Genomic DNA, 24,454 nt, shown 5'->3' with positions numbered 1-24,454 from the left:
ATGGCGTGGCCTGGGAAGCCGTTGTCCGGCCCTGCCCTTTTCCGCTGTCCCCGCACCCCCCACCGTGCAGTTTCCTCCTTGACGCAGTGATTACGGAGAGACATGACGCCCGCTGTGCGCCCCGAGGACATGATCATCGGCATCACCCCGTTCGGTGGGCCCGACGCCACGCTCGCCCTCGCGCTCGCCCGGTCCGGCGCCCTCGGCGTCCTCGACCTCGGTGACGGCGGCCGGGGCGCCCGCGAGGCGCTGGAGCGGGTGCGGCGGGCGCCCGTCGGGGTCCGGATCGGGCCCGGGTGCCGGCTGACTCCGGCGGACCTCCCGGACCGCAAGCTGACGGTCGTCCTCGCCGAGGGCCACAGTCCGCAGGTCGGCGCCCGGCACCGGGTCCTCGCCGAGGTCACCGACCTGGCGGGCGCGCGGGCGGCGGTGCGGGCCGGGGCGCACGGGCTGATCGCGCGCGGCTCCGAATCGGGCGGCAGGACAGGCGAGTTGAGCACCTTCGTGCTCCTCCAGCAGCTCCTGGCCGAGGTCGACGTCCCGGTGTGGGCCTGCGGCGGCATCGGTCCCCGTACGGCCGCCGCGGCGGTCGCGGGCGGTGCCGCGGGGGTCGTCCTGGACTCCCAACTCGCCCTGCTCGCCGAGTCGTCGCTCCCCGACCGGCTCGCCGCCGTCGTCCGCACCCTGGACGGTTCCGAGTCGGCGGTCGTGGACGGCGTCCGCTGCGTCGAGCGCCGGGGCGTACGGCTCCCGGTGGGCCAGGACGGTTTCCTCGCCGCCCGGTTCGCCGACCGATGGGGCGATGTCCGGCGCACGGTAAGGGAGTTGACCGACGCGGTGGGCTCAGCGTTACGCGACACCGACCTCGTCCGGACGCTGGGACCGGACTCGGTGATGAGCCGGGCGCTGGGGACCCGGCTGCCGGTCGCGCAGGGGCCGATGACGCGGGTGAGCGACCGGGCGGCGTTCGCGGCGGCCGTGGCGGACGACGGGGCGCTGCCGTTCCTGGCGCTGGCCCTGGCGAACGGCGAGCGGTCGCGGGCGATGCTCGCGCAGGCCCGGGAGGCGGTGGGTGACAGGCCGTGGGGAGTGGGCGTACTCGGCTTCGCACCCGAGGAGTTGCGCACCGCGCAGCTGGAGGCGGTACGGCTGTCCCGGCCGACCCACGCGATCATCGCGGGTGGACGCCCGTCCCAGGCAAGGGCGTTGGAGGAGGCGGGCATCCGAACGTTCCTGCACGTCCCCTCCCCCGAGCTGCTGCGGCAGTTCCTCGACGCGGGTGCCCGGCGGTTCGTCTTCGAGGGCGCGGAGTGCGGCGGTCACGTCGGCCCGCGCGCCGCGTTCCCGCTGTGGGAAGCCCAGTTGGGGGTGCTGGCGGACTTCGGGGACGTCTCCGGGGTGGAGGTGTTCTTCGCGGGCGGCGTGCACGACGAGCGGTCGGCGGCGATGGTCGCGGCGCTCGCCGCCCCGTTGACGGCCCGGGGCGCGGCGGTCGGGGTGCTGATGGGCACGGCGTACCTCTTCACTGAGGAGGCCGTGAGCCAGGGGGCCATCCAACCCCTTTTCCAGGAGCGGGTGTTGACGGCCGGGTCGACGACGCTGCTGGAGTCGGCGCCGGGCCACGCGACCCGTTGCGTGCCGAGCCCGTTCGCGGACGGGTACCGGGAGGAGGCGGCCCGGCTGCGGGCCCGGGGGCTGCCCGAGCGCGAGGTGTGGGAGCAGCTGGAGCGGCTCAACGTGGGGCGGCTGCGCATCGCCAGCAAGGGCGTGGAGCGCGACACGGACGGGGCGCTCGCCTCGGTGGACGAGCAACGGCAGCTCGCCGAGGGGATGTTCATGGCCGGCGAGGTCGCCGTCCTGCGCTCCCGTACGACGACGATCGCCGCGCTGCACGAGTCGGTGACGACCGGCGCGGCGGCCTTCCTGGCCGGGCGCCTCGTTCCACGCGAGGAGGTCGAGCCGCCGGCACCGGCGCCGCTGGACGTCGCGATCGTCGGCATGGCCTGCATGTTCGCCGGCTCCCCCGACCTGCCCTCGTTCTGGGCGAACGTCGTCGCGGGCGTCGACGCGGTCACCGAAGTCCCCCCGGAGCGCTGGGACCCGGCCGTCCACCACGGCACGTCCACCGACTCCAAGTGGGGCGGCTTCCTGCCGGAGATCCCCTTCGACCCGCTGCGCTACGGCATCCCGCCCACCTCCCTCGGCAGCGTCGAGCCGGTCCAGCTGCTGTCCCTGGAGGCGGCCCGGCGCGCTCTGGACGACGCCGGATACGGCGACGGGGGACGGGAGTTCGACCGCTCGCGCACCTCGGTGGTGTTCGGCGCGGAGGCGGGCAGCGACCTGTCGAACGCGGCGACGCTGCGCTCCGTCCTGCCCGCCTACTACGGTGAGGTCCCCGCGGCCCTGGAGGGTCAACTCCCGCTCCTCACCGAGGACTCGTTCCCCGGCATGCTCGCCAACGTCATCTCGGGCCGCATCGCCAACCGCCTCGACCTGGGCGGCGCCAACTACACCGTGGACGCGGCCTGCGCGTCCTCGCTGGCGGCGGTGGACGTCGCCTGCAAGGAACTGCTGTCCGGGACGAGCGACGTCGTGCTGTGCGGTGGCGCGGACCTGCACAACGGCATCAACGACTACGCCCTGTTCTCCTCCGTCCACGCCCTCTCCCCCACCGGCCGCTCCCGCGCCTTCGACTCCTCCGCCGACGGCATCGCGCTCGGCGAGGGTGTCGCCTGCGTCGTCCTCAAACGGCTGGCGGACGCGGAACGGGACGGCGACCGGGTCTACGGCGTGATCAAGGGACTCGGCTCCTCCAGCGACGGCCGTTCCCTGGGCCTCACCGCACCTCGCCCGGAGGGTCAACGGGCCGCGCTGGAAAGGGCGTACCGCAGCGCGGGGGTGTCTCCGGCGGACGTAGGGATCGTCGAGGCGCACGGTACGGGGACGGTCGTCGGGGACCGCACCGAACTGACCATCCTGTCCGAGGTGTTCCGCACCTCCGGTGCCGAGCCCGGGAGTTGTGCCCTCGGGTCGGTCAAGTCGCAGATCGGGCATACCAAGTGCGCGGCCGGTCTCGCGGGGCTGATCAAGACGACGCTGGCGCTGTACACGGGCGTCCGGCCGCCGACCCTGCACGTGGAGGCGCCCAACGCGGCCTGGACGGAGGGGGAGAGCCCCTTCGTGTTCCACTCCGAGGCCCGGCCGTGGACCGCCGAGCCGGCTCAACGCATCGGTGGAGTGAGCGCGTTCGGGTTCGGCGGGACCAACTTCCATGTGGTGCTGGCCGCGCACGACGAAGGGGTGCGCGGTGTCGACGAGTGGCCCGCCGAGCTGTTCCTGTTCCGGGGACGGAACGCGGCCTCCGCCCGGCGGGGTGTCGAGGAGCTGCTCAAGGCCGCCGAGGCGCCGGGGCAGCAGGCGTGGCGGCTGCGGGATCTCGCGCTGAGCGCGGCCCGGCGGGCGGACGCGAGCCATGAGCCGGTGCGGTTCGCGGTGGTGGCGTCCGATGTCGGGGAGCTGGTGCGGGAGTTGAGGCGGGTGCGGGAGCGGGAGCCGGCCGACAGGGAGGGCGGTGTCGACGGGGAGACCGGCGGCAAGGTGGCGTTCCTCTTCCCCGGCCAGGGCAGTCAGCGGCCGGGCATGCTCGCGGACCTCTTCATCGCCTTCCCCGAGCTGCGGTACTACCTGGAGCTGGGCCGCGCCCACACCCCGACGATGTATCCGCCGGCCGCCTTCGACGAGGCCGCCCGCGAGCGTCAGAACGCCGCCCTGACCGACACCCGGGTCGCCCAACCGGCTCTGGGCATCGCCGGGTTGGCGGCGTACACGGTCCTCACGGCCGCCGGGGTCCACCCCGACATGGCGGCCGGGCACAGCTACGGCGAACTGGTCGCCCTGTGCGCCGCCGGGGTCATCTCCCCCGAGGCACTGCTGGAGTTGAGCGAGGAACGGGCGTCCGCGATCCTGGCCGCCGCCGGCGACGAGCCGGGCACGATGGCTGCGGTGTCGGCGGACGCGGAGTCCGTCGGACGCGTCCTCGCTGACACCGGCGACCCGGCTGTGGTGATCGCCAACCTCAACTCCCCGGAACAGACCGTCGTTTCGGGCCCGACGGACTCGGTCGCCGAAGCCGTACGCCTCCTGCGCGCGGCCGGCCTCACCGCCCGCCGCATCCCGGTCGCCTGCGCCTTCCACAGCCCGCTCGTCGCCGAAGCAGGCCCCCGCTTCGCCACAACCCTCGCCCAACACACCTTCCACGAGCCCGAGTTCCCCGTCTGGGCCAACCGGACGGCGGCCCCCTACACCCCCGACTCCGTCCGCACCGAACTCGCCGCCCAGATCGGCTCCCCCGTCCGTTTCGCCGACCAGATCGAGGCCATGTACGACGCCGGCGCGCGCGTCTTCGTCGAGGCCGGGCCGGGGTCGGTGCTGACGCGACTGGTCGGGAAGGTGCTCGGGGACAGGCCGCACCGGACGGTCGCCTGCGAACCGCGCCCCGGCAGCGGACTGCGCGGCTGGCTGGAAGCACTGGCCCGACTCGCCCTGGCCGGGGTGCCGGTGCGGGCCGGGTGGCTGCTGCGGGGGCGGGGCGCGGTGGACGCGGTGCGGACGCCGGCGCCGAAGCGGCCCGGGTGGACGGTGGACGGGCAGCTCGTGCGGACCGCCGACGGGGCGTTCCTGCCCGGCGGGCTGGCACCGGCCCGCCGTGTCGCGCAGACGCTGGTCTCGTCGGCCGTGCCGGCTTCTCCGGGTTCCCCGGTCTCCCCCGTTTCTTCGGTTTCTTCGGTTTTCCAGGGCTCCTTGGAGGCGAACGTGACGACGAATCCCCCGCAGGGCCAGGACGCCCTGATCGCCGAGTTCCTGCGGACGAGCCGGGAGATGATCGCGGCCCAACGGGACGTGCTGCTCACGTACTTCGGGGCAGGGGGCGGCGAACGGCCGTCGGCGCCACCGGTGCAGATGCCGGTCCTTCAGGCAACTGCCGTACAGAGCGAGCCGGTTGAGGTAGCGCCTGAGCCCGGTCCGGCGCCGGAGGTCGTGGACGTCGGCCAGGTCGTCCTCGACATCATCAGCGAACGCACCGGGTATCCCGTCGACATGATCGAGCCGGACCTCGATCTGGAGGCCGACCTCAGCATCGACTCCATCAAACGGGCCGAGATCGCCGGGGAGTTGGCCCGAAGACTCGGCGGCGCCACCGACCTCGCGGCGCTCGCGGACGACGAGTTGGAGGAGCTGACGAAGGCGCGGACGGCCGCCGCCGTCACCGACTGGCTGACCGCACGCCTGTCGGGTCCCCCGACCGCCGAGGAATCCGTGCGCGCGGAGGAGACGGTCACGGGCCGGGCGCCCCGACGGCTCCTCCTCCAGCCGGTCCTCCTCGACACGGGCAGCCGTCCGCCGTCCCGACTCTCGGGCACACGCTGGGTGTTGCTCGGCGACGACGGGTTCGGCGCCGGAATCTCCGAGCGGCTCACGTCGCACGGCGCCGAGGTCTCCGTCCGGGACATGGAGCATCTCCTGGGCGAGGCGGACGGGCCGGTCGACGGGGTGGTGTATCTCGGGGCGGCCGACGGGGTGCCGGTGCTGCCGGACGCGTTCCCGGTACTCAAGGCCGCGTTGGCGCGGGAGCCGGGATGGCTGCTGGCGGTGCGTCCGGTGGACGGGGACGCAGTCGGGCTGCGCGGGCTGTTCCGGAGCGTGGCGCGGGAGTTCCCGGAGACGGTGGCACGGGTGGTGGACGTCGACGAGGACGTGGCCGACGCGGTGATCGCCGAGATACTGGCTGACGATCCGTCACCCGCCGTGCTGTGCAGGGCTGTCGGGCGGCACGGGTTCGAGCTGGTCGAGGCGCCGCTCGGGGCGCTGGGCAGCACCGGGGCCGGGCCCGCCGGGGACGGGATCGCGGAGGCCGCCGCGCTGGGGCTCGACCAGGACGCCGTCGTCCTGCTGGCGGGCGGGGCGCGGGGGATCGCCGCGCAGTGCGCCGTGACGCTGGCGCGCGCCTCGCGGTGCCGTCTCGAACTGCTGGGCCGTACGCCCGCGCCGGACGGCCCCGAGGATGCGGCGACGGCAGGCGCGCGCACCCCGGCCGAGCTGCGTGCCGTACTGGCCGGGCGGGGTGGTGGCGGCCTTGCCGAGATCAATCGGGAGGCCGAACTGCTGCTCGCCCAGCGGGAGATCAGGGCGACGCTCGCCGAACTCACCGCGCTGGGCAGCGCCGTGCGGTATCGCAGCGTCGATTTCCGGGAGTCCGACGCCGTGTTGCAGGCGGTGAAGGAGATCCACGCCGAGCACGGGCGGCTGGACGGTGTGGTGTACGCGGCCGGGGTGATCGAGGACCGGCTGATCGCGGAGAAGAGCGCCGAGTCGTTCCGGCGGGTGTACGGGACGAAGGCGTCCGGCGCGCACGCCCTGCTGACGGCGCTGGAGGAGCTGCCGGGCGGGCCGTCGTTCACCGTGCTGTTCGGCAGCATCTCGGCGGTCCTCGGCAACCGGGGGCAGGCTGACTACGCCGCCGCCAACGACGCGTTGGAGGCGCTGGGGGCGGCCTGGGCTGCGCGGACGGGGTGGCGGGCGCTGACCGTGCACTGGGGGCCATGGGCGCCCGACGCCTCCCACGGGGGCATGGTGGGGCCGGAGTTGGCGCGGGAGTACGCGCGGCGCGGGGTCGAGCTGATCGACCCGGAGGAGGGGACGGCCGCGCTGCTGCGGGAGTTGGCGTGGGGCGATCCGTCGTTGACGGCGGTCGTGCACACGGCCTCGGGCTGGTGACGGGGTGGCTGACAGAGGTCCCGAGGAGGCCCGCTTGACGGACCGTCAACTCCCGGTGGCCATCGTGGGGATGTCCGTCCTGTTCCCCGGCGCGCCCGACCTCGACACCTACTGGCGCAACCTCCGTGACGGCGTCGACGCGATCGGCGCCGTGCCCGCCGGGCGCTGGGACGCCGACTACTACCGTCCCGGCACCGCCGCCGAACCGGCCGTCGCCGACCGGGTGTACTGCCGGCGCGGCGGGTTCGTGGACGGGCTCGCCGAGGTCGAGGTGACCCGGTTCGGGATCATGCCGGCGTCGGTGGGCGGCACGGAACCGGACCAGTTGATCGCGCTGCACGTCGCGGCGGCGGCGCTGGAGGACGCGGGCGGGACCGGGCGGCTGCCCGACCGGCAGCGGGTCGGGGTCGTCCTCGGCCGGGGCGGATACCTCACCCCCGGGCTGGTCCGGCTCGATCAACGGGTCCGGACCGCCGGTCAACTCGTGCGCACGCTGGGCGAGTTGCTGCCGGAGCTGTCCGGTGGACAACTGGAGCGGGTGCGGGAGGCGTTCACCGAGCGGCTCGGGCCCGACAGCCCCGAGGCGGCGATCGGGCTGGTGCCGAACCTCGCCGCGTCCCGGGTCGCGAGCCGGCTGGACCTGCGCGGGCCCGCCTACACCGTGGACGCAGCCTGCGCCTCGTCGCTCGTCGCGGTGGACCAGGCGGTGGGTGAACTGGCCTCGGGGCGCTGTGACTTGATGCTCGCCGGGGGCGTCCACCACTGTCACGACATCACGTTGTGGAGTGTCTTCTCCCAACTGCGGGCGCTCTCCCCCACCGAGCGCATCCGGCCCTTCCACCGCGACGCCGACGGCATCCTGATCGGCGAGGGCACCGGGGTCGTCGTCCTCAAGCGGCTGGCGGACGCGGAGCGGGACGGCGACCGGGTCTACGCGGTGATCCGGGGCACCGGCATCTCCAGCGACGGGCGGGCGTCGGGGCTGGTCAACCCGGACCCCGGCGGCCAGGCGCGGGCGGTCCGGCAGGCGTGGCGGGCGGCCGGGCTCGACCCCGCGGCGTCCGGTTCGCTGGGGCTCCTGGAGGCGCACGGCACGGCGACGCCTGCCGGTGACGGGGCCGAACTCGCCACGCTGGCCGAGGTGTTCGGTGGGCCGGTGGAGGACGGGGGCGCGGTCATCGGGTCGGTGAAGTCGATGATCGGGCACGCGATGCCGGCCGCGGGGGTCGCCGGGTTGGTGAAGGCTGCGCTGGCCGTCCATCACGGTGTGCTGCTGCCGACGTTGCACTGCGACGATCCGCATCCCGCGCTGGCGCGGACCCGGTTCAGGCCGCTGGAGAAGGCGGAGCCGTGGGAGGGGGAGGTGCGGCGGGCGGCGGTGAACGCGTTCGGGTTCGGGGGGATCAACGCGCATGTGGTGCTGGAGCAGAGGCCGGGGCGAGGGGTGGTGTCTTCGCGGGGGGCGCTGCCTTCACCAGGGACGGTGTCTTCGCTAGGGACGGCGTCTTCGCGAGAGCCCGTGTCGTCAACTCGCTTATCTCAGGCCGGTGTCGAGCGAGTCGTCGAGAGCGAGCAGATCCTCCTCTTCGCCGCCGATTCCCCCACCGCCCTCGCCGCGCTCCTCGACACCGACGACACCACCCTCCGGGCCGCCGGCCTCGACCCCACCCGCCTCCATCCCACGGCCGGCCCCGCCCGGCTGGCCGTCTTCGGCCCCACCGCGAAACGCCTCGCCCTGGCCCGCCGCGCGGCGGCCAAGTCCCGCCCCTGGAGCGGCCGGAGCGACGTGTGGCTCCGGCCGACTCCCCTGCTGGGCAAGGGAGATCCGGGGGCGGGCGAGCAAGGTACGGGAAAGCCGGGTGCAGGAGAGCCGGTCGCGGGACAGTCCGGTTCGGGAAAGCTGGCTACAGGAAAGCTGGCGTTCCTGTTCCCCGGCCTCGAAGCCGATTTCGCCCCCCATGTCGACGACGTCGCCGCCCACTTCGACCTCCCCGCCCTGCCCGCGCCCGGTGAAGAGGTGGACGACGTGGGCCGGCACGGCTTCGACGTCGTCGCCGTGGGCCGCCTCCTGGACGCGGCCCTGCGCCGCAGCGGCATCGTCCCGGACGCCGTCGCCGGGCACAGCGTCGGCGAGTGGACGGCGATGGTCGCGTCGGGGCTGTACGACGGGGACGAAGTCGACACGTTCATGGCCGAGTTCGACCCCGCTTCCCTGACCGTCCCGGGCCTGGCGTTCGGCGCGATCGGCGCCCCCGCCGAACAAGTGCTGGACGCGTTGGCAGAGTTGGGCCGCAGTGACGTCGTCCTCTCGCACGACAACGCGCCCGGCCAGTCGATGGTGTGCGGACCGGACGCGGCGGTCGAGGAGTTCGTCCGCTCCTTCCGTGCCCGAGGCGTCATCAGTCAGGTCCTGCCGTTCCGTTCGGGCTTCCACACCCCGATGCTCCGTCCCCACCTGACCCCCATCGCGCAGGCCGCGAACCGCTTCCGGCTGCGCCCGCCGACGATCCCCCTCTGGTCGGGAACGACGGCGACCCCGTTCCCCGAAGACCCGGCGCATGTCAGGGCGTTGTTCATCCGCCACCTCCTGGAGCCGGTCCGCTTCCGGCAGTTGACCCAGGCCCTGTACGACGCCGGCCACCGCGTCTTCGTCCAGGTCGGCCCCGGCCGCCTGGGCTCCCTCGTGGACGACACCCTCGGCGCCCAGGACCACCTCACCGTCGCCGCCAACTCCCCGCACCGCGACGGACTTCCCCAACTCAGGCGTGTGGCGGCGGCCTTGTGGACAGCGGGCGCGGAGGTGGCCCCGGCACTGCCGGGCCCGAACCACTCCCCTCGCACCCAACACCCGCCGACCCGCCTCGACTTGAGCGGCGCCCTGATCTCCCTCCCGCCCGAGGCGCGTCCCGTCCTGCGCACCTCGTCCGCCCCGCTGGACGCGCTCGCGGACCACATGCCGATCGCCGCCGAACTCAGCGCACTCCTGCGGGAGACGGCCGACACGGCGACCGCCCTCATGGCGGCCCGCACCACCCCGCGACGGACCACGGTCCGCGTCTCCCCCGACACCATGCCCTACCTGCTGGACCACTGCTTCTTCCCGCAGCGCCCCAACTGGCCGGACATCGCCGACCGTTGGCCGGTCGTCCCCGCCACCACCATCGTCCAGCACATCATGGACACAGCCGCCGAGGCCCGCCCCGGACTCCTCCCGGTGGCCGTCCACGACGCGCGTTTCGAGGAGTGGCTCACCGCGACCCCCGCCGTGGACGTCCCGGTCACGACGACGCCCGAGTCCACGAACCGCCTGGCGGTCTCCTTCGGCCCCCGCGCCCGCGCGACGGTCGAACTCGCCCCGTCCCACCCCCGCCCGGCTCCCACCAGCATCCCTGCCGCCGAGGAGCGCGTCCCGGACCACACGGCGGCCCAACTCTACGAAGAACGCTGGATGTTCCACGGCCCGGCGTTCCAAGGGGTCACCGAACTCACCGCGATCGGCGACCGCCACGTCCGGGGCGTCATCACCACTCCGCCCGCCCCCGGCGCCCTCCTCGACAACGTCGGCCAGCTCCTCGGCTACTGGATCATGGCCACCCGCACCGACCGCACGGTCGTCTTCCCGGTCGGCGTCCGCGAGATCCGCTTCTACGGCCCCCACCCGGCGCCCGGCACTCAAGTCGCCTGCCTGGTGCGGATCACCGCGCTCACGGACGCCCTCCTGGAGGCGGACGTCCGGCTGACCGTGGGCGGCGAGGTGTGGGCGGAGATCTCCGGCTGGCAGGACCGCCGCTTCGACAACGACCCGCGCACCCGCCCCGTCGAACGCTTCCCCGAACGCCACACCCTGTCCGAACTCCGGCCGGGTGGCTGGACGTTGGTCCACGAACGGTGGCCCGACCTCGCCTCTCGCGAACTCATCATGCGCAACTCCCTGGGCGGTGTGGAGCGTTCGCGCTACGCCGAGCACGCGCCGCGTGGCCGGCGACAGTGGCTGCTGGGGCGGATCGCCGCGAAGGACGCGGTGCGGCGGTGGCTGTGGGAGCACGGGGAGGGTCCGGTGTTCCCGGCGGAGCTGCGCGTCGAGAACGACGGTCTCGGCCGGCCGTACGTCGTCGGCGTGCACGGCCGTCAACTGCCCGCGCTGGACGTGTCGTTGGCGCACTGCGCGGAGGCGGGCGCCGCGATCGCCCGGCCGCACCGGCCGGGTCCGGGGCCGGGGATCGACATCGAGGAGATCACCGCGCGTACCCCGGAGACGGAGTCGGCAGCCCTCGGCCCGGACGAACTCCGCCTGCTGGAGCGGCTGGAGGGCTCCCGCGCCCTGTGGTTCACCCGGTTCTGGGCGGCGAAGGAGGCGGTGGCCAAGGCCGAGGGCACCGGACTCGGTGGCAGGCCACGGGAGTTCACCGTCCTCGACGCCACCCCGGACGGCGACCTCCTCACCGTCTCCGGCCGCCTGGAGCGCGCCTACCCGGTGCACTGCGCACCGGCCGCCAACCCGCCGGGCCTGCCGGCGCGGGAGTACGTCGTGGCCTGGACGACGGGACACGCGAACGAAGAGGAGTACGACGCCCGATGAACGAGGAAACCGTTCTCGCCGACGTGTCCGGCATGCTCGCCCGCCTCCTGGAGGACGAGTACGGCGTCGACGACGCCGAGATAGGCATGGAGACGTCCTTCAACCGGGATCTGGAGCTGGAGAGCATCGACCTCGTCACCCTGGCCGGGCTCCTCCAGGAGCGGTACGGCGAACGCGTCAACTTCGCCGAGTTCCTGGCCGGGATGGAGTTCGAGGAGATCATCGAGCTCACCGTCGGGCGGCTCGTCGAGTACGTCGTGCTGGGTCTCAAAGCGGCCGAGGAGGGCTGACCCGTGTCGATGGTCGACACCGGCGCGCTCCGGTTGCACGTCCAGCGCATCGGGCCCCGGGGCAGCCGGAGTTCGCGGGCCACCGTCGTACTCGTCCACGGGCTGCTCACCGACAGCCTCGCGAGCTACTACTTCACCGTGGCGCCCTCGTTCGCGGCGGCCGGGTTCGACGTGATCATGTACGACCTGCGGGGCCACGGCCGCAGCGACCGGCCGCCCGACGGCTACACCCTCGACCACAACATCGCCGATCTGGAAGCCCTGTTGGGACGGCTGAAGGTGACCGGCCCGGTCCATCTGGTCGGCAACTCCTACGGCGGGACGATCGCGTTCGGGTACGCCGTGCGGCATCCCGGGCAGGTCGCGAGCCTCTCCCTGATCGAGTCCGAACCGGCCACGCCCGCCTGGGCGTCGAAGCTCCGCCGCATCCTCGGGCGGGTCGTGCACGAGTTGGCGCACAACGAGTCCGACACGATCACCTGGATCGCCGCCCACCGCGGCCACAACATGGCCCGCCTCGCACGGGGCGCCGCCCGGCTGGCCCGCGAGACCTCCCTCGGCCAGGACATACCGGCCAGCGGGACGTTGACGGACCATCAGATCGGGTCCGTCTCCTGTCCGGTCCTCGCCCTCTACGGAGGGGACTCGGACGTCGTCGAACTCGCGCCCCGGCTGGCCGAATTGCTCCCCGACTGCCGGACGGTGATCCTTCCCGGCCACGAGCACTCGATCCTGGTCGAGGCACCCGCCACGGTCGGCGACCACGTCCAGGCCCTCGTCACCGAGACCTGCGCGGCGGTGACGTCCCGGTGAGCGGTTTCCTCTTCGTCGTCCCGCCCCTCACCGGCCACATCAACCCCGTCGTAGGCGTCGCCGCCCGTCTCGCCGCCCGAGGACACCGGGTGGCGTGGGTGTGCCCGGACCGGGAGCTGGTGCGAAGGCTGGCGGGGGCGGATGCTGTGGTGTTCGGGTGTGAGGTGGAGGGCGGGGGCGAGGCCGAAAGCGTGGCCAGCGGCGGCGGTGGTGGTACATCACACACCACCAGCGCCGAGACCGATATGTCACGCATCATGCACGGCACCGTCACCTCCTCCCACCGCCCGCCCGAACTCCGTGGCCCCGAGGCGCTGAAGTTCTTGTGGGAGCGGTTTCTGCTGCCGCTGGCGGAGGCGATGGCGCCGGGGGTGCGGCGGGCCGTGGAGGTGTTCCGGCCGGATGTCGTGGTCTCCGACCAGCAGGCGTTCGCGGGGGCGCTGGTCGCGGAGCGGGCGGGGGTGCCGTGGGCGACGTCGGCAACCACCTCGGCGGAGTTCATGGACCCGCTGGCGGGGCTGCCGAAGGTACAGGAGTGGATCGGGGCACGGCTGGCCGGGCTGCGACGGGCCGTCGGGGACGTGTCCGGGACCGCCGATCCCCGGTTCTCGCCGCATCTGGTCATCGGGTTCAGCACGCCCGAACTCGTCGGGGAGGTCGAGGCGGTGCGCTGGGTGGGCCCGTCGGTGACCGGCCGGCCCGACGGTGAGGGGTTCCCGTGGGAGTGGCTCGACCCGGACCGCGCGACGGTCCTCGTCAGCCTCGGCACCGCGAACGCCGACGCGGGGGAACGGTTCCTCACCGTGTGCCGGGACGCGGTGCGGGCGCGGGCGGGCCGGCTCCAGGCGGTGCTGGTCGACCCCGGCGGGGTACTGGGCGGCGGCGCCGACGAGAACGTGCTGGTCGTGGCGTCCGTGCCGCAGATCGCGCTCTTGGCCAAGGGTCTCGACGCGGTGGTATGTCATGCGGGACACAACACCGTCTGCGAGGCGCTCTGGTACGGCGTGCCGCTGGTCGTCGCGCCGATCAGGGACGATCAGCCGCTGATCGCCGGGCAGGTCGTGACCGCGGGGGCCGGGGTGCGGGTGCGGTTCGGGCGGGCCGGGGCGCAGCAGGTGGGGGCGGCGCTGGACGCCGTGCTCGACGAACCGTCGTACCGGGCCGAGGCGGCGCGGGTCGGTGCGGCGTTCCGGGCGGCCGGGGGTGCGGACGCCGCCGCCGTCCATCTCGAACAGCTTGCCGAGAGGAGTCGTTCGTGAGTGACGCGAAGGCCGAGCGGGAGCAGCGGATCGCCGCGCTCCGGCCGGGGTATCAGAAGGATCTGGCGGACGGGGTGGAGCGGTACTTCGCGCCGCGCCGCACCGACTGCCCCTGGTGCGGCGGCGAGTCGCTGCGGACCCGGCTGCGCACCACGGATCTGCTCCAGCACAAGCCGGGACGGTTCGTCCTCGACCGGTGCGAGACCTGCGGGCACATCTTCCAGAACCCCCAACTCACCGCCGAGGGTCTGGAGTTCTACTACCGGGACTTCTACGACGGGCTCGGGGAGAAGCAGCTCGGGGATCTCTTCGAAGGGCGGAACTCGTCGTACCTGGGGCGGGCCCGGACGATGGCCGCGCACGACGCGGCGCCGAAGCGGTGGCTGGACGTGGGGACCGGACAGGGGCACTTCTGCGCGGCGGTGCGTGATGTATTACCGGACACCGTCTTCGACGGGCTGGACTTCACCGACGGCGCGGAGATCGCCGAACGGGAGAAACGCGTAGAACGCGGTTACCGGGGGAGTTTCCCCGCGCTCGCTCCCGAACTCGCCGGCCGGTACGACGTGGTGAGCATGTTCCACTACCTGGAGCACAGCGCCGATCCGGACCGGGAGCTACGGGCCGCCCAGGAGGTGGTGCGGGCCGGGGGACACCTGCTGATCGAGGTGCCGGATGCCGAGAGCCGCCTCTCCCGGCTGCTGGGGCGGTGGTGGCTGCCCTGGCTCCAGCCGCAGCACCTGCATTTCGTTCCGGTGGCCAATCTGCGGGAGCGGCTCGGCGCGCTCGGGTTCACCGTGGTGGCCGAGGAGCACGCCGAAGCCCACGAGGTGATCGACCTGGTGGCCGCCGCATGGCTGGTGCTGGGTCATATATCACCGGCCGAGAACACTCCCTGGCTCGCCCGTCCGCCGGGCCGGCTGCGGCGGGCGGTGCGAACTGCCGTGTTCGTGGCGGGAATTCCGGCGCTGCTGGTGGCGACGGTGCTCGACCGGATCGCCGTACGGCCGTTCGCGCGGCGGGGGCGGATGTGCAACGCGTACCGGGTGGTCGCCCGCAGGGACTGACGTCGGCGGGGTGTGCCGGGTGGGTCAGCGGGCCTCGGCCGGCCGGCCCAGCCCGCCCTCTCGGGACGCGCCGCGCAGGGCCGCCGTACCGATGAACAGCATGGACCAGAGTCCGGCGATCGCGAACGCGGTGAAGCCCCAGTCGCCGTGGCCCGAGGACAGCAGCCGGCCGCCCAGCCAGGGGCCGAAGACCGCGCCGAAGCGTCCGATGCCCGAGGTCCAGCCGACGGCGGTGGCGCGGTGCTCGGGGGCGGAGCGCAGGGAGACGGTCGCGTAGACCATCACCTGGGCGCTGTTGAGGAAGACGCCGGTGAGGAAGACGACGAGCATGGTGAGCGCGGTCGGCATGTGGACGCCGAAGAGGTGGACGCCGACGGCGGTGAGCGCGAACCAGAGGGCGGAGATGCGCGGGGCGCCGAAGCGGTCGGCGGCGCGGCCCGCGAGGAGCATGCCGGCGATGCCGCCGAGGTTGAAGACCACGACGAAGGTGAGGGCGTCGGACAGGGCGTAGCCCTCGGTGCGCATCAGGGTGGGGAGCCAGGTGGCGACGCCGTACACGAGGAGGAGGCCGCCGAAGGAGGCCAGCCAGTACAGGAGGGTCTGGAGCCAGGCACCGGCGCGGAAGAGGTGCAGCAGCGCGTCCCAGCGGTCGGCCGGCGTCCGCTTCTCCTCCGTCTGCGGGAGTTCGACGCGGTGCCGGTCGGCGAGGGCGCGCGCCTCGTCGGTGCGGCCCTTCGCGACGAGGAAACTCAGCGACTCCGGCAGGAACTTGGCGAGGACCGGCGCGAACAGCAGCGGCAGCACGCAGACCCAGAACGCGGCCCGCCAACCCACCGGTTCCACCAGCCACTTGGCGACGTACGCGGAGAGGATTCCGCCCGTGTGGTGGGCCGTCATGAGGACGCCGATCGTCAGGGCGGCCCGGCCGCGGCCCGCGTAGTCGGAGACCATGCTGATCGCGGTCGGGAGCAGGCCGCCGAGTCCGATCCCGGCGAGGACGCGGCCGAGGCCGAACACCTCGATGCTGTGTGATGCAGCACATAGCGCGGACGCCAGGGAGAACAGCGCCACGCAGCCCACCATCAGGTTCTTGCGGCCGGTCCGGTCGGCGACCGTGCCTGCGGCGAGGGCGCCGACGAGCATGCCGAGCGTGGCGTAACTGCCCAGGTCACCGGCCTGGTCCGGGGTGAGGCCGAAGGTCTTGGTGGCCAGCAGGTGGGGCAGCACCGAGCCGTAGACGAACATGTCGAGCCCGTCGAAGAGGACGGCGAGCCAGCACAGGCCGACGACCAGCAGGGCGAGCCGGCCTGTCGGCGGGGCGATCGAGGTCGAGGGGGAGTGCGAGGAGGACATCGCTGTTTTCCTCTCGGGCGGGGACGGTGCGCATGACGGTAGGGAGCCCGGGATTAGACGTCAACATTTTTGTCAACAATCTCATCGACAATCAAGGGGCGACCGGTGGTGTCCCGTGCGTGTGGAACGACTCGATCGTCTTCAGCCCCCACGCCTGCCCCTTGGCCCGCTCCGCCTCCGTCCACGTCACGAGCGGCCAGTCGGGGGCGAGCACGAGTCGGGTGAGGGGGTTGCACAACTCGACGCGGTTGCCGCCGGGTTCGTAGACGTAGAGGAAGAACGTCTGCTGGATGGCGTGCTTGTGGGGGCCCGTCTCGATGAACACCCCTGTGTCGACGGCGAGATCGGCCGCCCTCAGGATGTCCTCGCGGGTGTCGGTGGCGAACGCGATGTGGTGCAGCCGGCCGGGCGTGCCCGTCCAGTCGGAGGTGTAGACGACGTCGTAGGACTTGTTCGTGTACGTCAGCCAGCGGGCCGCGATCCCGCCGGAGTCGAGCCTGATCTGTTCGGTGGGGCGGGCGCCGAGGACGTTCTCCTGGAACTCGGCGTTCGCCAGGACGTCCACGGCGAGGAAGTTGACGTGGTCGAGGCGGCGGACACCGACGCCCCGGTTGGGCTTGGCCTGGGGCTGGTTCTTCAGCGCGGGGCGGAGTTCCTCGGGCGCCCGGTAGTGCTCGGACTCCCAGTACAGGGCGTGTTCGTGGCCGTCGGGGTCGGTGGTGACGTAGAGGGGGCCGAGGCCGGGTTCGTCCTCGACCCACTTCCCGGTGCCGCCCGCCGCCTCGATCGCGGCGACCCGGCGGTGCAGGGCCGCCTCGCTGGAGGTGCGCAGCGCGACGCGGCCGAGGCCGGGGCGGTCGCGGGCGGTGAGGACGAGGCTGTGGTGCTCGTAGTCGTCGAAGGCGCGCAGGTAGACAGTGTCAGCGGTCTCCGCGTTGACGGTGAGTCCCAGGTAGTCGGTGCAGAAGGCGACGCTGGCGGCCAGGTCCGGAGTGTGGAGCTGGGCGTGGCCGAGGTGGGCGATGTCGCCGAGTGGCGGAGTCATCAGGGGGTCCTTGGGGAGGGAGAGGAGGTGGGGAGGTCAGGCGGGGGCGGGGAACACGGTCCCGTCGAAGATCTTGCGCGCCGTGCGGATCACGGCGGTGCGACGCGCGGTGAGGAGCCCTTCGGGGGTGGTGCCGAGGGTGGTCTCCATGTCGAGGTGGCCGGCGGGGTGCTCGATGCGGAGACGGGTGGGGGTGGGGGGAGCTGATCTGGGAGAGGCGGCGGGAGCGCCGGGAGCGCCGGGAGCGCCGGGAGCGCCGGTGCGTGATGTATCACGTACCGCTGGGCCGTCCGGTGCTGTGTGATGTACCACTGCCTCCGCCGCCTCCAGCGTCACCCCCTCCGCCGCCTCTGCCGTCACCCTCTCCGCCGTCACCCCCTCCCCCACACCCCCCACCAGCCCCACCCCCACCGCCACACTCGCCGCCCCCAGCACCCCGATCGATGTATGACACCTCACCGGCAGGAACGTCCGCGTGCTCACCGTCCCCCCGAACCGAGCCGGCGACAGCAGTGTCACCTTGGGCACGGTCGCCGCGGACACGTCCCCGAGCCCCATCAGCCGCCCCGCGGCGAGCCGGATCGCGCGAATCCGGCCGGCGAGTGCGGTGTCCCCCTCCAGTTCCTCCGGTGACTCGTAGCCGCTGACCCCGAGCGAGGCGGCGGCGACGAGTACGGTCGGCATCCCGTTGTCGACACAGGTCACCGGCGCCCCGTCGACGACGTCCCGCACTCGCCCGGTCGGCAGCAACGGCCCTGCCCCGGGCGGGAATTCGATCAGCACGGGCGCCGCGCTCCCCGGCACTCCCGCGATGGTGACGTCCCCGTCGTACCGCACCCGGCCTCCGGGTGTGGGAAAGGAAACGGCCGCGAGATCACCGGAGTTGACCATCCGGACGCGGACGGCGGTCTCCGGGTCCCCGGCCGTGACGAGCCCCCGTTCGACGGCGAACGCGCCGACGCCGGCGAGGATGTTGCCGCAATTCTGACGGTCGCTCACCTCGGCTCGGTCCACGGCGACTTGGAGGAAGAGGTAGTCGATGTCGGAGTCCGGTCGGGTGGACGGGGACACCACCGCGACCTTGCTGGTGAGGGGATGTCCGCCGCCGACGCCGTCGATCTGGTGAGGGTCGGGCCCGCCCATGATCCGCAGCAACAGGGCGTCGCGCAGGGCGGGTTCGGCGGGGAGGTCGGCGGCGAGGAAGTAGGCCCCCTTGGAGGTGCCGCCCCGCATCAGCATGCAGCGCACCCCGTCGGAGCCGGCGGGGCTCACGTCTCCTCCCCGGCCGAGTACTCCTCGTACGTCCGGTACTCCACGCCGAGTTGCTTCAGCTTCCCCCGCAACCCGTAGCGGTCGAGGGAGAGTTCACCGTCGAGGAAGGCGGCACGCGCACGGGCCTCCTTGTCCTCACGCGCCCGTGCGACGAGGGCGACGGCGTGGGCGCGGCGGCGGGGGACGATCACGACGCCGTCGTCGTCGGCCAGGATCACGTCACCCGGGTGGATCACCTGGCCGTCGATCGCGATCGGCACGTTGACCGAGCCACCGGTCGCCTTGACCGTGCCCTGCGCGGAGACCGCCCGCGCCCAGGCGGGGAAACCCATGTCGCGGAGTTCCTGGGTGTCGCGGATGCCCGTGTTCAGCACGACGCCCCGCACACCGCGCGCCTGGAGGGCGGTGGCGAACAACTCGCCGAACAGGCCGTCCGTGGAGGGCGAGGTGGTGGTGACGACGAGGAGGTCGCCCTCGCCGCACTGCTCGACGGCCGCGTGGATCATGAGGTTGTCGCCGGGCCAGCCGAGCACGGTCACGGCGGTGCCCGCGACCCGCACCCCCTGCTGGACGGGGCGAATTCCCCTACCCAGCAGGCCGGTTCGGCCCATCGCCTCGCTGACGGTGGCGACACCGAAGCGAGCCAGCGCCTCGACGTCCTCGGCGGCAGCCTTCGGGGGCCCGGTGACGATCACGCCGCTCATGCCAGCTCCCTCGCGACCTGCGGGAACGGCCGCATGTACGCCTCGGCCATGGCGGTGTGGGCGAGCCCCAGATTCGGGCCCGCGTTCCGCCTGAGCTGGACGCCCCGGCGCACGGCGAGATCGGTGTAGTAGTCCCACAGGTGCTGCTGGGCGCCGAGGCACTCCATGGCCGCGCGCTTGGTGTCCCACACCTCGGTGATGTCGAGAAGCACCTCGGGCCGGAAGCCGCTCATCTCCGGCTGGTGCGGCTCGAAGCAGAACACAGGCGGGGCGCCGATGATCTCGCCCGGCCCGGGATAGCCGACGGCCTGCGCGAGGACGCGGGCCTCCATCGCCATCCGGTGGGCGGCGGGATGGTCACCGTTGTAGGGGTCGTCGGCGGGATGGGTGAGGACGACATCGGGCTGCACGGCACGCAGCAGCCCGACCAGACGGTCCGTCAACTCCGGTGTGGGCACGAGGGGATAGTCGCCGGCGTCGTAGAAACGGATCTCGGCGCCGAGGACCGCGGCGGCGCGCTCGGCCTCGTCGCGGCGTAGCGCCTTGATCTCGTCCAGGGTCTTCCCGGCACGCCACGCACTGGCGGACTCGCCGCGCTCGCCGAAGGTGAGGCAGGCGATGGTGACCCGTTCACCACGGGCGGCGGCCAGGGCGATGGCCCCGCCCGCCCGCCAGACGAAGTCCCCGGCGTGCGCGGTGACGACGAGGGTCGAACGAGGGGGCGCGGTGGGCTGGTTCACGGCAGAACTCCTCGGGCTGTTCGCATGAGCGGAAAGCACCCACCCCGAAGTGACGCCGACCCCAGCACCGGATCGACCCCGGCACCGGATCGGATCGGACCGACACCGGAACGGACAGGCACAGGCGCAGGCACCGGCACCGGCACGAACCCGACGCCGTACCGGCCCCGGCACCGGATCGACCCCGACGCCGCGTCACCCCCGGCCCCGCATCAGCCCCGGCACCACACCGGCCCTGCCACCACGCCGCCCCGCCACCGCCCCCGCCACCGCCCCCGCGTCAGTCCCGCAACGCCTCGATCACGCTGGCAAGATGGGCGCGCACGGCCGTCTCGGCCGCCTCCGGGTCCCTGGCCTCGATCGTCTCGATCATCGCCAGGTGTTCGTTCAGGGAGCGCTGCGGACGGCCCGGCCTCAGCGCCAACTGGAAGCGGTGCCGGACCAGTTGGGCGTTGAGCCGCTCCAGGAGCTCGACGGCCGTGCGCTGGCCGGAGAACTCCCGTACGCGGGTGTGCAGTTCGTGGTTGAGGTCGGAGTACGTGAGCGGTTCGCCGTCGGCGACCGCCTTGGTCATCGCCGTGCCGATGTGCTTCAGCTCGTCGATCTGCTCGTCGCTCGCGAGCGTCGCCGCCTTCGCCGCGCACAGTCCTTCGAGGACCATGCGGCACTCGGTGATGGCGACGGCCTCCTCGACCGACACGACCCGTACCCGTGAGCCCTTGTTGCGGATGCGCTCGACCAGCCCCTGCGCTTCGAGGTCGATGAGCGCGGCGCGGATACTGGCCCGCGTCACACCGAACTGCTCGGCGAGTTCGTTCTCCACCAGCCGCTGGGCCGGTGACATCTCGCCGTGCAGGATCGCCTGCCGCAACTGCGCGAGCGCATGCTGCCTGGCCTGCTCCCCGGTGCTCGGGCCGGCTCCTTGAGGCATCGTCGCCCTCCCTGAAGTGAGTGCCTGTCGAACGTAAATCTAGCCCGACAAGATTGTCAACAATTTCGTCGCCGACAGATGGGGAGCTCAGGCGATGCGTGATGTACTACCCCGCCGCTCCAGCACCGGCACCGCCAACCGCACCCGCCCCTCCCCCCGCTCCCCCGCCAACCGCGACAACAGGAACCGAGCCGCCTCCCGCCCCACCTCACGCCCCGCCGGGTCCACCGTCGTCAGCCACAGATGCCGCAGCCGCGAGATGCTCGTGTTGTCGTACCCCACCACCGACAGCTCCCCCGGCACCCGCAGCCCCATCTCCTCGGCCGCCGACAGCACCCCCACACACGCGATGTCGTTGACGGCGAACACGGCGGTGGGCCGCTCGGCCCGGCTGAGCAGCCGCACGGCGGCCCGATGACCCCCCTCCTCGGTCATGTCGCACACCTCCACGAGCCCCGCCGGATCACCCCCGTGCGCCCGCATCGCCGCCTCGTACCCGCCCCTGCGCAGCTCCCCCACGGCCCCGTACCCGGCGATGTGCGCGATCCGCCGGTGCCCGAGCCCGAGCAGGTGCTCGGTGGCGAGCCGCGCGCCGAGCGCGTCGTCCGCGGCGACGACGTCCACCCCGGCCGGCACCGGCTCCCGCGCACCGGCCACCACGACCGGCATACGGGCCGCCACGGCGTCCAGAGCGGTCCCGTCGGGGAACGTGCCGACGACGACGAGTCCGTCCGCCTGGAGGGCCAGGAACGGGTCCGCGAGGTCCTGCCCGACCCGGCGGTTGAGGCGGGCGTCCGCGAGGAGCATGTGCAGCCCGCTCTCGTGCAGCAGCGAGTTGAGGCCGTCCAGGAGGTCGACGTACCAGGGGTTGCGCAGGTCGTTGAGGAGGACGCCGACCGTGCGGGTGCGCTGCTCGCTGAGGCTGCGCGCGGCGGCGTTGGGCCGGTAGCCGAGTTCGCGCATCGCCGCCAGCACGGCTTCCCGCTTCTCGGGCCGGACCTGGGAGGCGCCGCGCAGCACGAGGGAGACCAGCGACTTGGACACCCCGGCCCGGTCGGCGACGTCACGGATGGTGGGCGGTCTCATGCGTGGACCGTTCCAGTCGGCCGCCCGCTTGTCAAAGGGTCGCCCCGGTCTCCGACGGCCCGCCCGGCAGCAGGCCGGCCCCTTGACAGTCCGGCGCCGACACCCCCAGGGTGGCCGGGACAAGTTGTGGACCGGTCCAAACAATCAAGGACCGTCACGAGTCCGAAGAGCTTCCAGAGAGTCCAACGAAGGGCTGCTGCCGTGAACGACGTGAACGAGCTGGGTGTCGCCGTCATCGGATTCGGCTGGATGGGCCGCGTGCACACGCAGGCGTACGCGCGCGTGCCGCACCACTTCCCCGGCCTCCCGCTCCGCCCCCGCCTCGTGACCGTCGCCGAGGAGGTGCCCGGCCGCGCGGAGGAGGCCGCCGCGCGGTACGGGTTCCAGGACGCCGTCCGGGACTGGCGGGAGATCGCGGCCGACCCGCGCGTGCGCGCCGTCAGCGTCACCGCCCCGAACTTCCTGCACCGGGAGATCGGGGTGGCGATGGCGAAGGCCGGTAAGCACCTGTGGATCGAGAAGCCGGTCGGGCTGACGTCGGGGGACGCGCGCGCGGTGGCCGACGCGGTCGCGAAGGCGGGCGTCCAGGGGGCGGTCGGTTTCAACTACCGCAACGCCCCGGCCGTCGAGAAGGCGCGGGAGATCATCGCCTCCGGCGGGATCGGGGACGTCACGCACGCGCGCGTGCGGCTCTTCAGCGACTACGCGGCCCACCCGGACGGCGCCCTCACCTGGCGGTACGAGCGGGAGCGCGGCGGCAGCGGGGTGCTGGGCGATCTCGCCTCGCACGGCGTGGACCTGGCCGGCTTCCTGCTGGGCGACATCGTCTCCCTGGCCGCCGACACGGCCGTCTTCGTCCCGGAGCGGGCGCGGCCCACCGGGGCTACGGCGGGCCACACGCTGGCCTCCGGGGGCGTCCTGGGGCCCGTCGAGAACGAGGACTACGTCAGCTGTCTCCTGCGCTTCGCCTCGGGCGCGCGCGGTGTCCTGGAGGCGTGCCGGGTCTCCGTCGGCGAGCAGAACAACTACGGCTTCGAGGTGCACGGCACGAAGGGCGCGGTCCTGTGGGACTTCCGCCGTATGAACGAGCTGCGCGTCAGCCTCGGGACGTCGTACCAGGACCAGTCCGTCAGCACGGTGTATGTCGGCCCCGGGGACGGCGAGTTCGCGGCGTTCCAGCCGGGGGCGGCGAACGCGATGGGGTACGACGACCTGAAGGTCATCGAGGCGTACCGTTTCCTCCGCTCCGTGGCGGAGGGGACGCCGTACGGGACGACGCTCGCGGACGCGGTGCGCAGCGCGACGGTGCTGGACGCGATGACGAGGTCGGCGGAGCGCCGGGGGTGGGTGGACGTGGCGGCGGAGTAGACGCCGTACGGCCGTACGAGCCGATTGTCGGACGATAGGCGATCGGCGCTCCCGGTGGGCCACCGGGCTCCCTCGGTCCCCTGCCCTCCCGGTGCGTCGAAAACCGGACCTCGCTCCCCGGAGGGCACCTTCACCTCCCCACCGGCATGTTGTACGGCGTCACCACCTGGATCGCCGACGGCAGCACCGGCCCCGCCGGCGGCAGCGCCCCGTGTGCCCGCATCACGGTCTGGCAGGCGTCCCGCACGTCCTGCCGCAGATCGTGATGCAGGACCGCCGAGATCCGCTGCTCCCGCAGCAGCCGTGTGTTGTCCTGGTCGAGGTCGTGCGCGACGAACACCGCGCACTCCCGCCCGAGATCCGCGAACGCCCGGAGCGTCGCGTTGTTGCCGCCGCCGATGGAGTACACCGCGCGGATCTCCGCGTCCCGCTCCAGCGCCGCCCGGACCAGTTCGTACTGCGTCGCGTCGAGCCCCTGCCCCTCGGTGATCTCGACGAGCGCCCGCGCGGGATGCCGGGCCCGCATGACGCTCCGGAAGCCCATCTCGCGCTCCTCCTCGTTGCGGAAGGAGCCGCTGCTGACGCTGGTCAGGACGTTCCCGGGGCGTTCGCCGAGCCACTGGCCCATCAGGTAGGCGGCCGTGGCGCCCGCCGCGCGGTTGTCTATGCCGACGTAGGCGAGGCGCGCGCTGGCGGGCAGGTCGGTGACGAGGGTGACGACGGGGATGCCCGCGTCGACGAGCCGGCCGACGGCGTCGGTGACCTCGGGGGCGTCGGGCGCCTTCAGGATGACGCCCTGGGAGCCGCGCCGGCCGATGCGCTCCAGGGCGGTGACGGTCTCGCGCGCGGGACCGGTCTCCCGGAAGTGGAAGCGGGAGCGCAGGACCGCCGGGTGCAGGGCGGGCAGTTCGGCCTCCAAGGCGGCGCGTACGGCCGTGGTGAACCGTTCGGGGGCCTGCATGACGATGTCCAGCATGAACGTCCGCCCGACCAGCCGGACCTGCGTGCGCTGCCGGTCGAGGTCGGCGATGGCCCGGCGCACCTCCTGCTCGGTGGAGGCGCGCACGCCGCCGCGGCCGTTGAGGACGCGGTCGACGGTGGCCTCGCTGAGCCCCGCCTGACGGGCGATCTCACGGATCGGGAAGGGGTGCCCCACAGCTGACTCCTTAAGCC

The 24,454-nt window shown here is 73.0% G+C and carries 15 protein-coding genes; 7 read left to right on the top strand and 8 right to left on the bottom strand.

Going from position 1 to position 24,454, the window contains the following annotated elements:
* The first annotated feature begins 102 nt into the window (after positions 1 to 102).
* The 6 genes from ABZX85_RS08525 to ABZX85_RS08500 all read left to right on the top strand — a co-directional run bounded on the left by ABZX85_RS08525 (position 103) and on the right by ABZX85_RS08500 (position 14,782).
* A complete protein-coding gene (locus ABZX85_RS08525) occupies positions 103 to 6,774 on the top strand; it encodes an SDR family oxidoreductase (RefSeq protein WP_355863790.1) in 6,672 nt (2,223 codons plus the stop codon).
* Between the two features lie 70 nt (positions 6,775 to 6,844).
* A complete protein-coding gene (locus ABZX85_RS08520; protein ID WP_355864178.1) occupies positions 6,845 to 11,353 on the top strand; it encodes a beta-ketoacyl synthase N-terminal-like domain-containing protein in 4,509 nt (1,502 codons plus the stop codon).
* Positions 11,350 to 11,643: a phosphopantetheine-binding protein gene (locus tag ABZX85_RS08515; protein WP_355863788.1), complete on the top strand. Its 294-nt coding sequence runs from the start codon at positions 11,350 to 11,352 to the stop codon at positions 11,641 to 11,643. Before ABZX85_RS08520 ends, ABZX85_RS08515 begins: the two co-directional genes overlap by 4 nt.
* Positions 11,644 to 11,652: 9 nt before the next feature.
* A complete protein-coding gene (locus ABZX85_RS08510) occupies positions 11,653 to 12,456 on the top strand; it encodes an alpha/beta hydrolase (RefSeq protein WP_355864176.1) in 804 nt (267 codons plus the stop codon).
* Positions 12,453 to 13,715, top strand: a complete 1,263-nt coding sequence (locus ABZX85_RS08505; protein WP_355863786.1) for a glycosyltransferase — start codon at positions 12,453 to 12,455, stop codon at positions 13,713 to 13,715. The genes ABZX85_RS08510 and ABZX85_RS08505 overlap by 4 nt, the downstream gene beginning before the upstream one ends.
* Entirely contained in the window at positions 13,712 to 14,782 is a 1,071-nt protein-coding gene (locus ABZX85_RS08500; RefSeq protein WP_355863784.1) for a class I SAM-dependent methyltransferase, read from the top strand. Before ABZX85_RS08505 ends, ABZX85_RS08500 begins: the two co-directional genes overlap by 4 nt.
* A gap of 24 nt (positions 14,783 to 14,806) precedes the next feature.
* On the opposite strand, the gene ABZX85_RS08495 is transcribed toward ABZX85_RS08500, so the two are convergent.
* From ABZX85_RS08495 to ABZX85_RS08465, 7 genes are all read right to left on the bottom strand, one after another.
* Positions 14,807 to 16,135 (bottom strand): aromatic acid/H+ symport family MFS transporter, encoded by a 1,329-nt coding sequence (locus ABZX85_RS08495; RefSeq protein WP_355863782.1) that lies wholly within the window; start codon positions 16,133 to 16,135, stop codon positions 14,807 to 14,809.
* Positions 16,136 to 16,226: 91 nt separating this feature from the next.
* Positions 16,227 to 17,180, bottom strand: a complete 954-nt coding sequence (locus ABZX85_RS08490; protein ID WP_355863780.1) for a VOC family protein — start codon at positions 17,178 to 17,180, stop codon at positions 16,227 to 16,229.
* 36 nt (positions 17,181 to 17,216) lie between these two features.
* Positions 17,217 to 18,419 (bottom strand): PrpF domain-containing protein, encoded by a 1,203-nt coding sequence (locus tag ABZX85_RS08485; protein WP_355864175.1) that lies wholly within the window; start codon positions 18,417 to 18,419, stop codon positions 17,217 to 17,219.
* A 29-nt stretch (positions 18,420 to 18,448) separates the two neighbouring features.
* Positions 18,449 to 19,156: a 4-carboxy-4-hydroxy-2-oxoadipate aldolase/oxaloacetate decarboxylase gene (locus ABZX85_RS08480; RefSeq protein ID WP_355863778.1), complete on the bottom strand. Its 708-nt coding sequence runs from the start codon at positions 19,154 to 19,156 to the stop codon at positions 18,449 to 18,451.
* A complete protein-coding gene (locus ABZX85_RS08475; RefSeq protein ID WP_355863776.1) occupies positions 19,153 to 19,896 on the bottom strand; it encodes a PIG-L deacetylase family protein in 744 nt (247 codons plus the stop codon). Before ABZX85_RS08475 ends, ABZX85_RS08480 begins: the two co-directional genes overlap by 4 nt.
* A gap of 280 nt (positions 19,897 to 20,176) precedes the next feature.
* Entirely contained in the window at positions 20,177 to 20,827 is a 651-nt protein-coding gene (locus ABZX85_RS08470; protein WP_355863774.1) for a GntR family transcriptional regulator, read from the bottom strand.
* An 87-nt stretch (positions 20,828 to 20,914) separates the two neighbouring features.
* Complete coding sequence (locus tag ABZX85_RS08465) at positions 20,915 to 21,913, bottom strand: LacI family DNA-binding transcriptional regulator (RefSeq protein ID WP_355863772.1); 999 nt, start codon at positions 21,911 to 21,913, stop codon at positions 20,915 to 20,917.
* 210 nt (positions 21,914 to 22,123) lie between these two features.
* Between ABZX85_RS08465 and ABZX85_RS08460 the strand changes: the two genes are divergently transcribed.
* Entirely contained in the window at positions 22,124 to 23,281 is a 1,158-nt protein-coding gene (locus tag ABZX85_RS08460) for a Gfo/Idh/MocA family oxidoreductase (RefSeq protein ID WP_355864173.1), read from the top strand.
* Between the two features lie 130 nt (positions 23,282 to 23,411).
* Here ABZX85_RS08460 and ABZX85_RS08455 read toward each other — a convergent pair whose 3' ends face one another.
* Entirely contained in the window at positions 23,412 to 24,437 is a 1,026-nt protein-coding gene (locus ABZX85_RS08455; RefSeq protein ID WP_355863770.1) for a LacI family DNA-binding transcriptional regulator, read from the bottom strand.
* Between the last annotated feature and the right edge of the window lie 17 nt (positions 24,438 to 24,454).

It is taken from the genome of Streptomyces sp. NPDC004539 (genome assembly GCF_040610055.1).
In the GTDB taxonomy this organism is placed as follows: Bacteria; Actinomycetota; Actinomycetes; order Streptomycetales; family Streptomycetaceae; genus Streptomyces.
The sequence above is the reverse complement of the archived record's forward strand: the minus strand, read 5'-3'. Positions and strand labels throughout refer to the sequence as shown.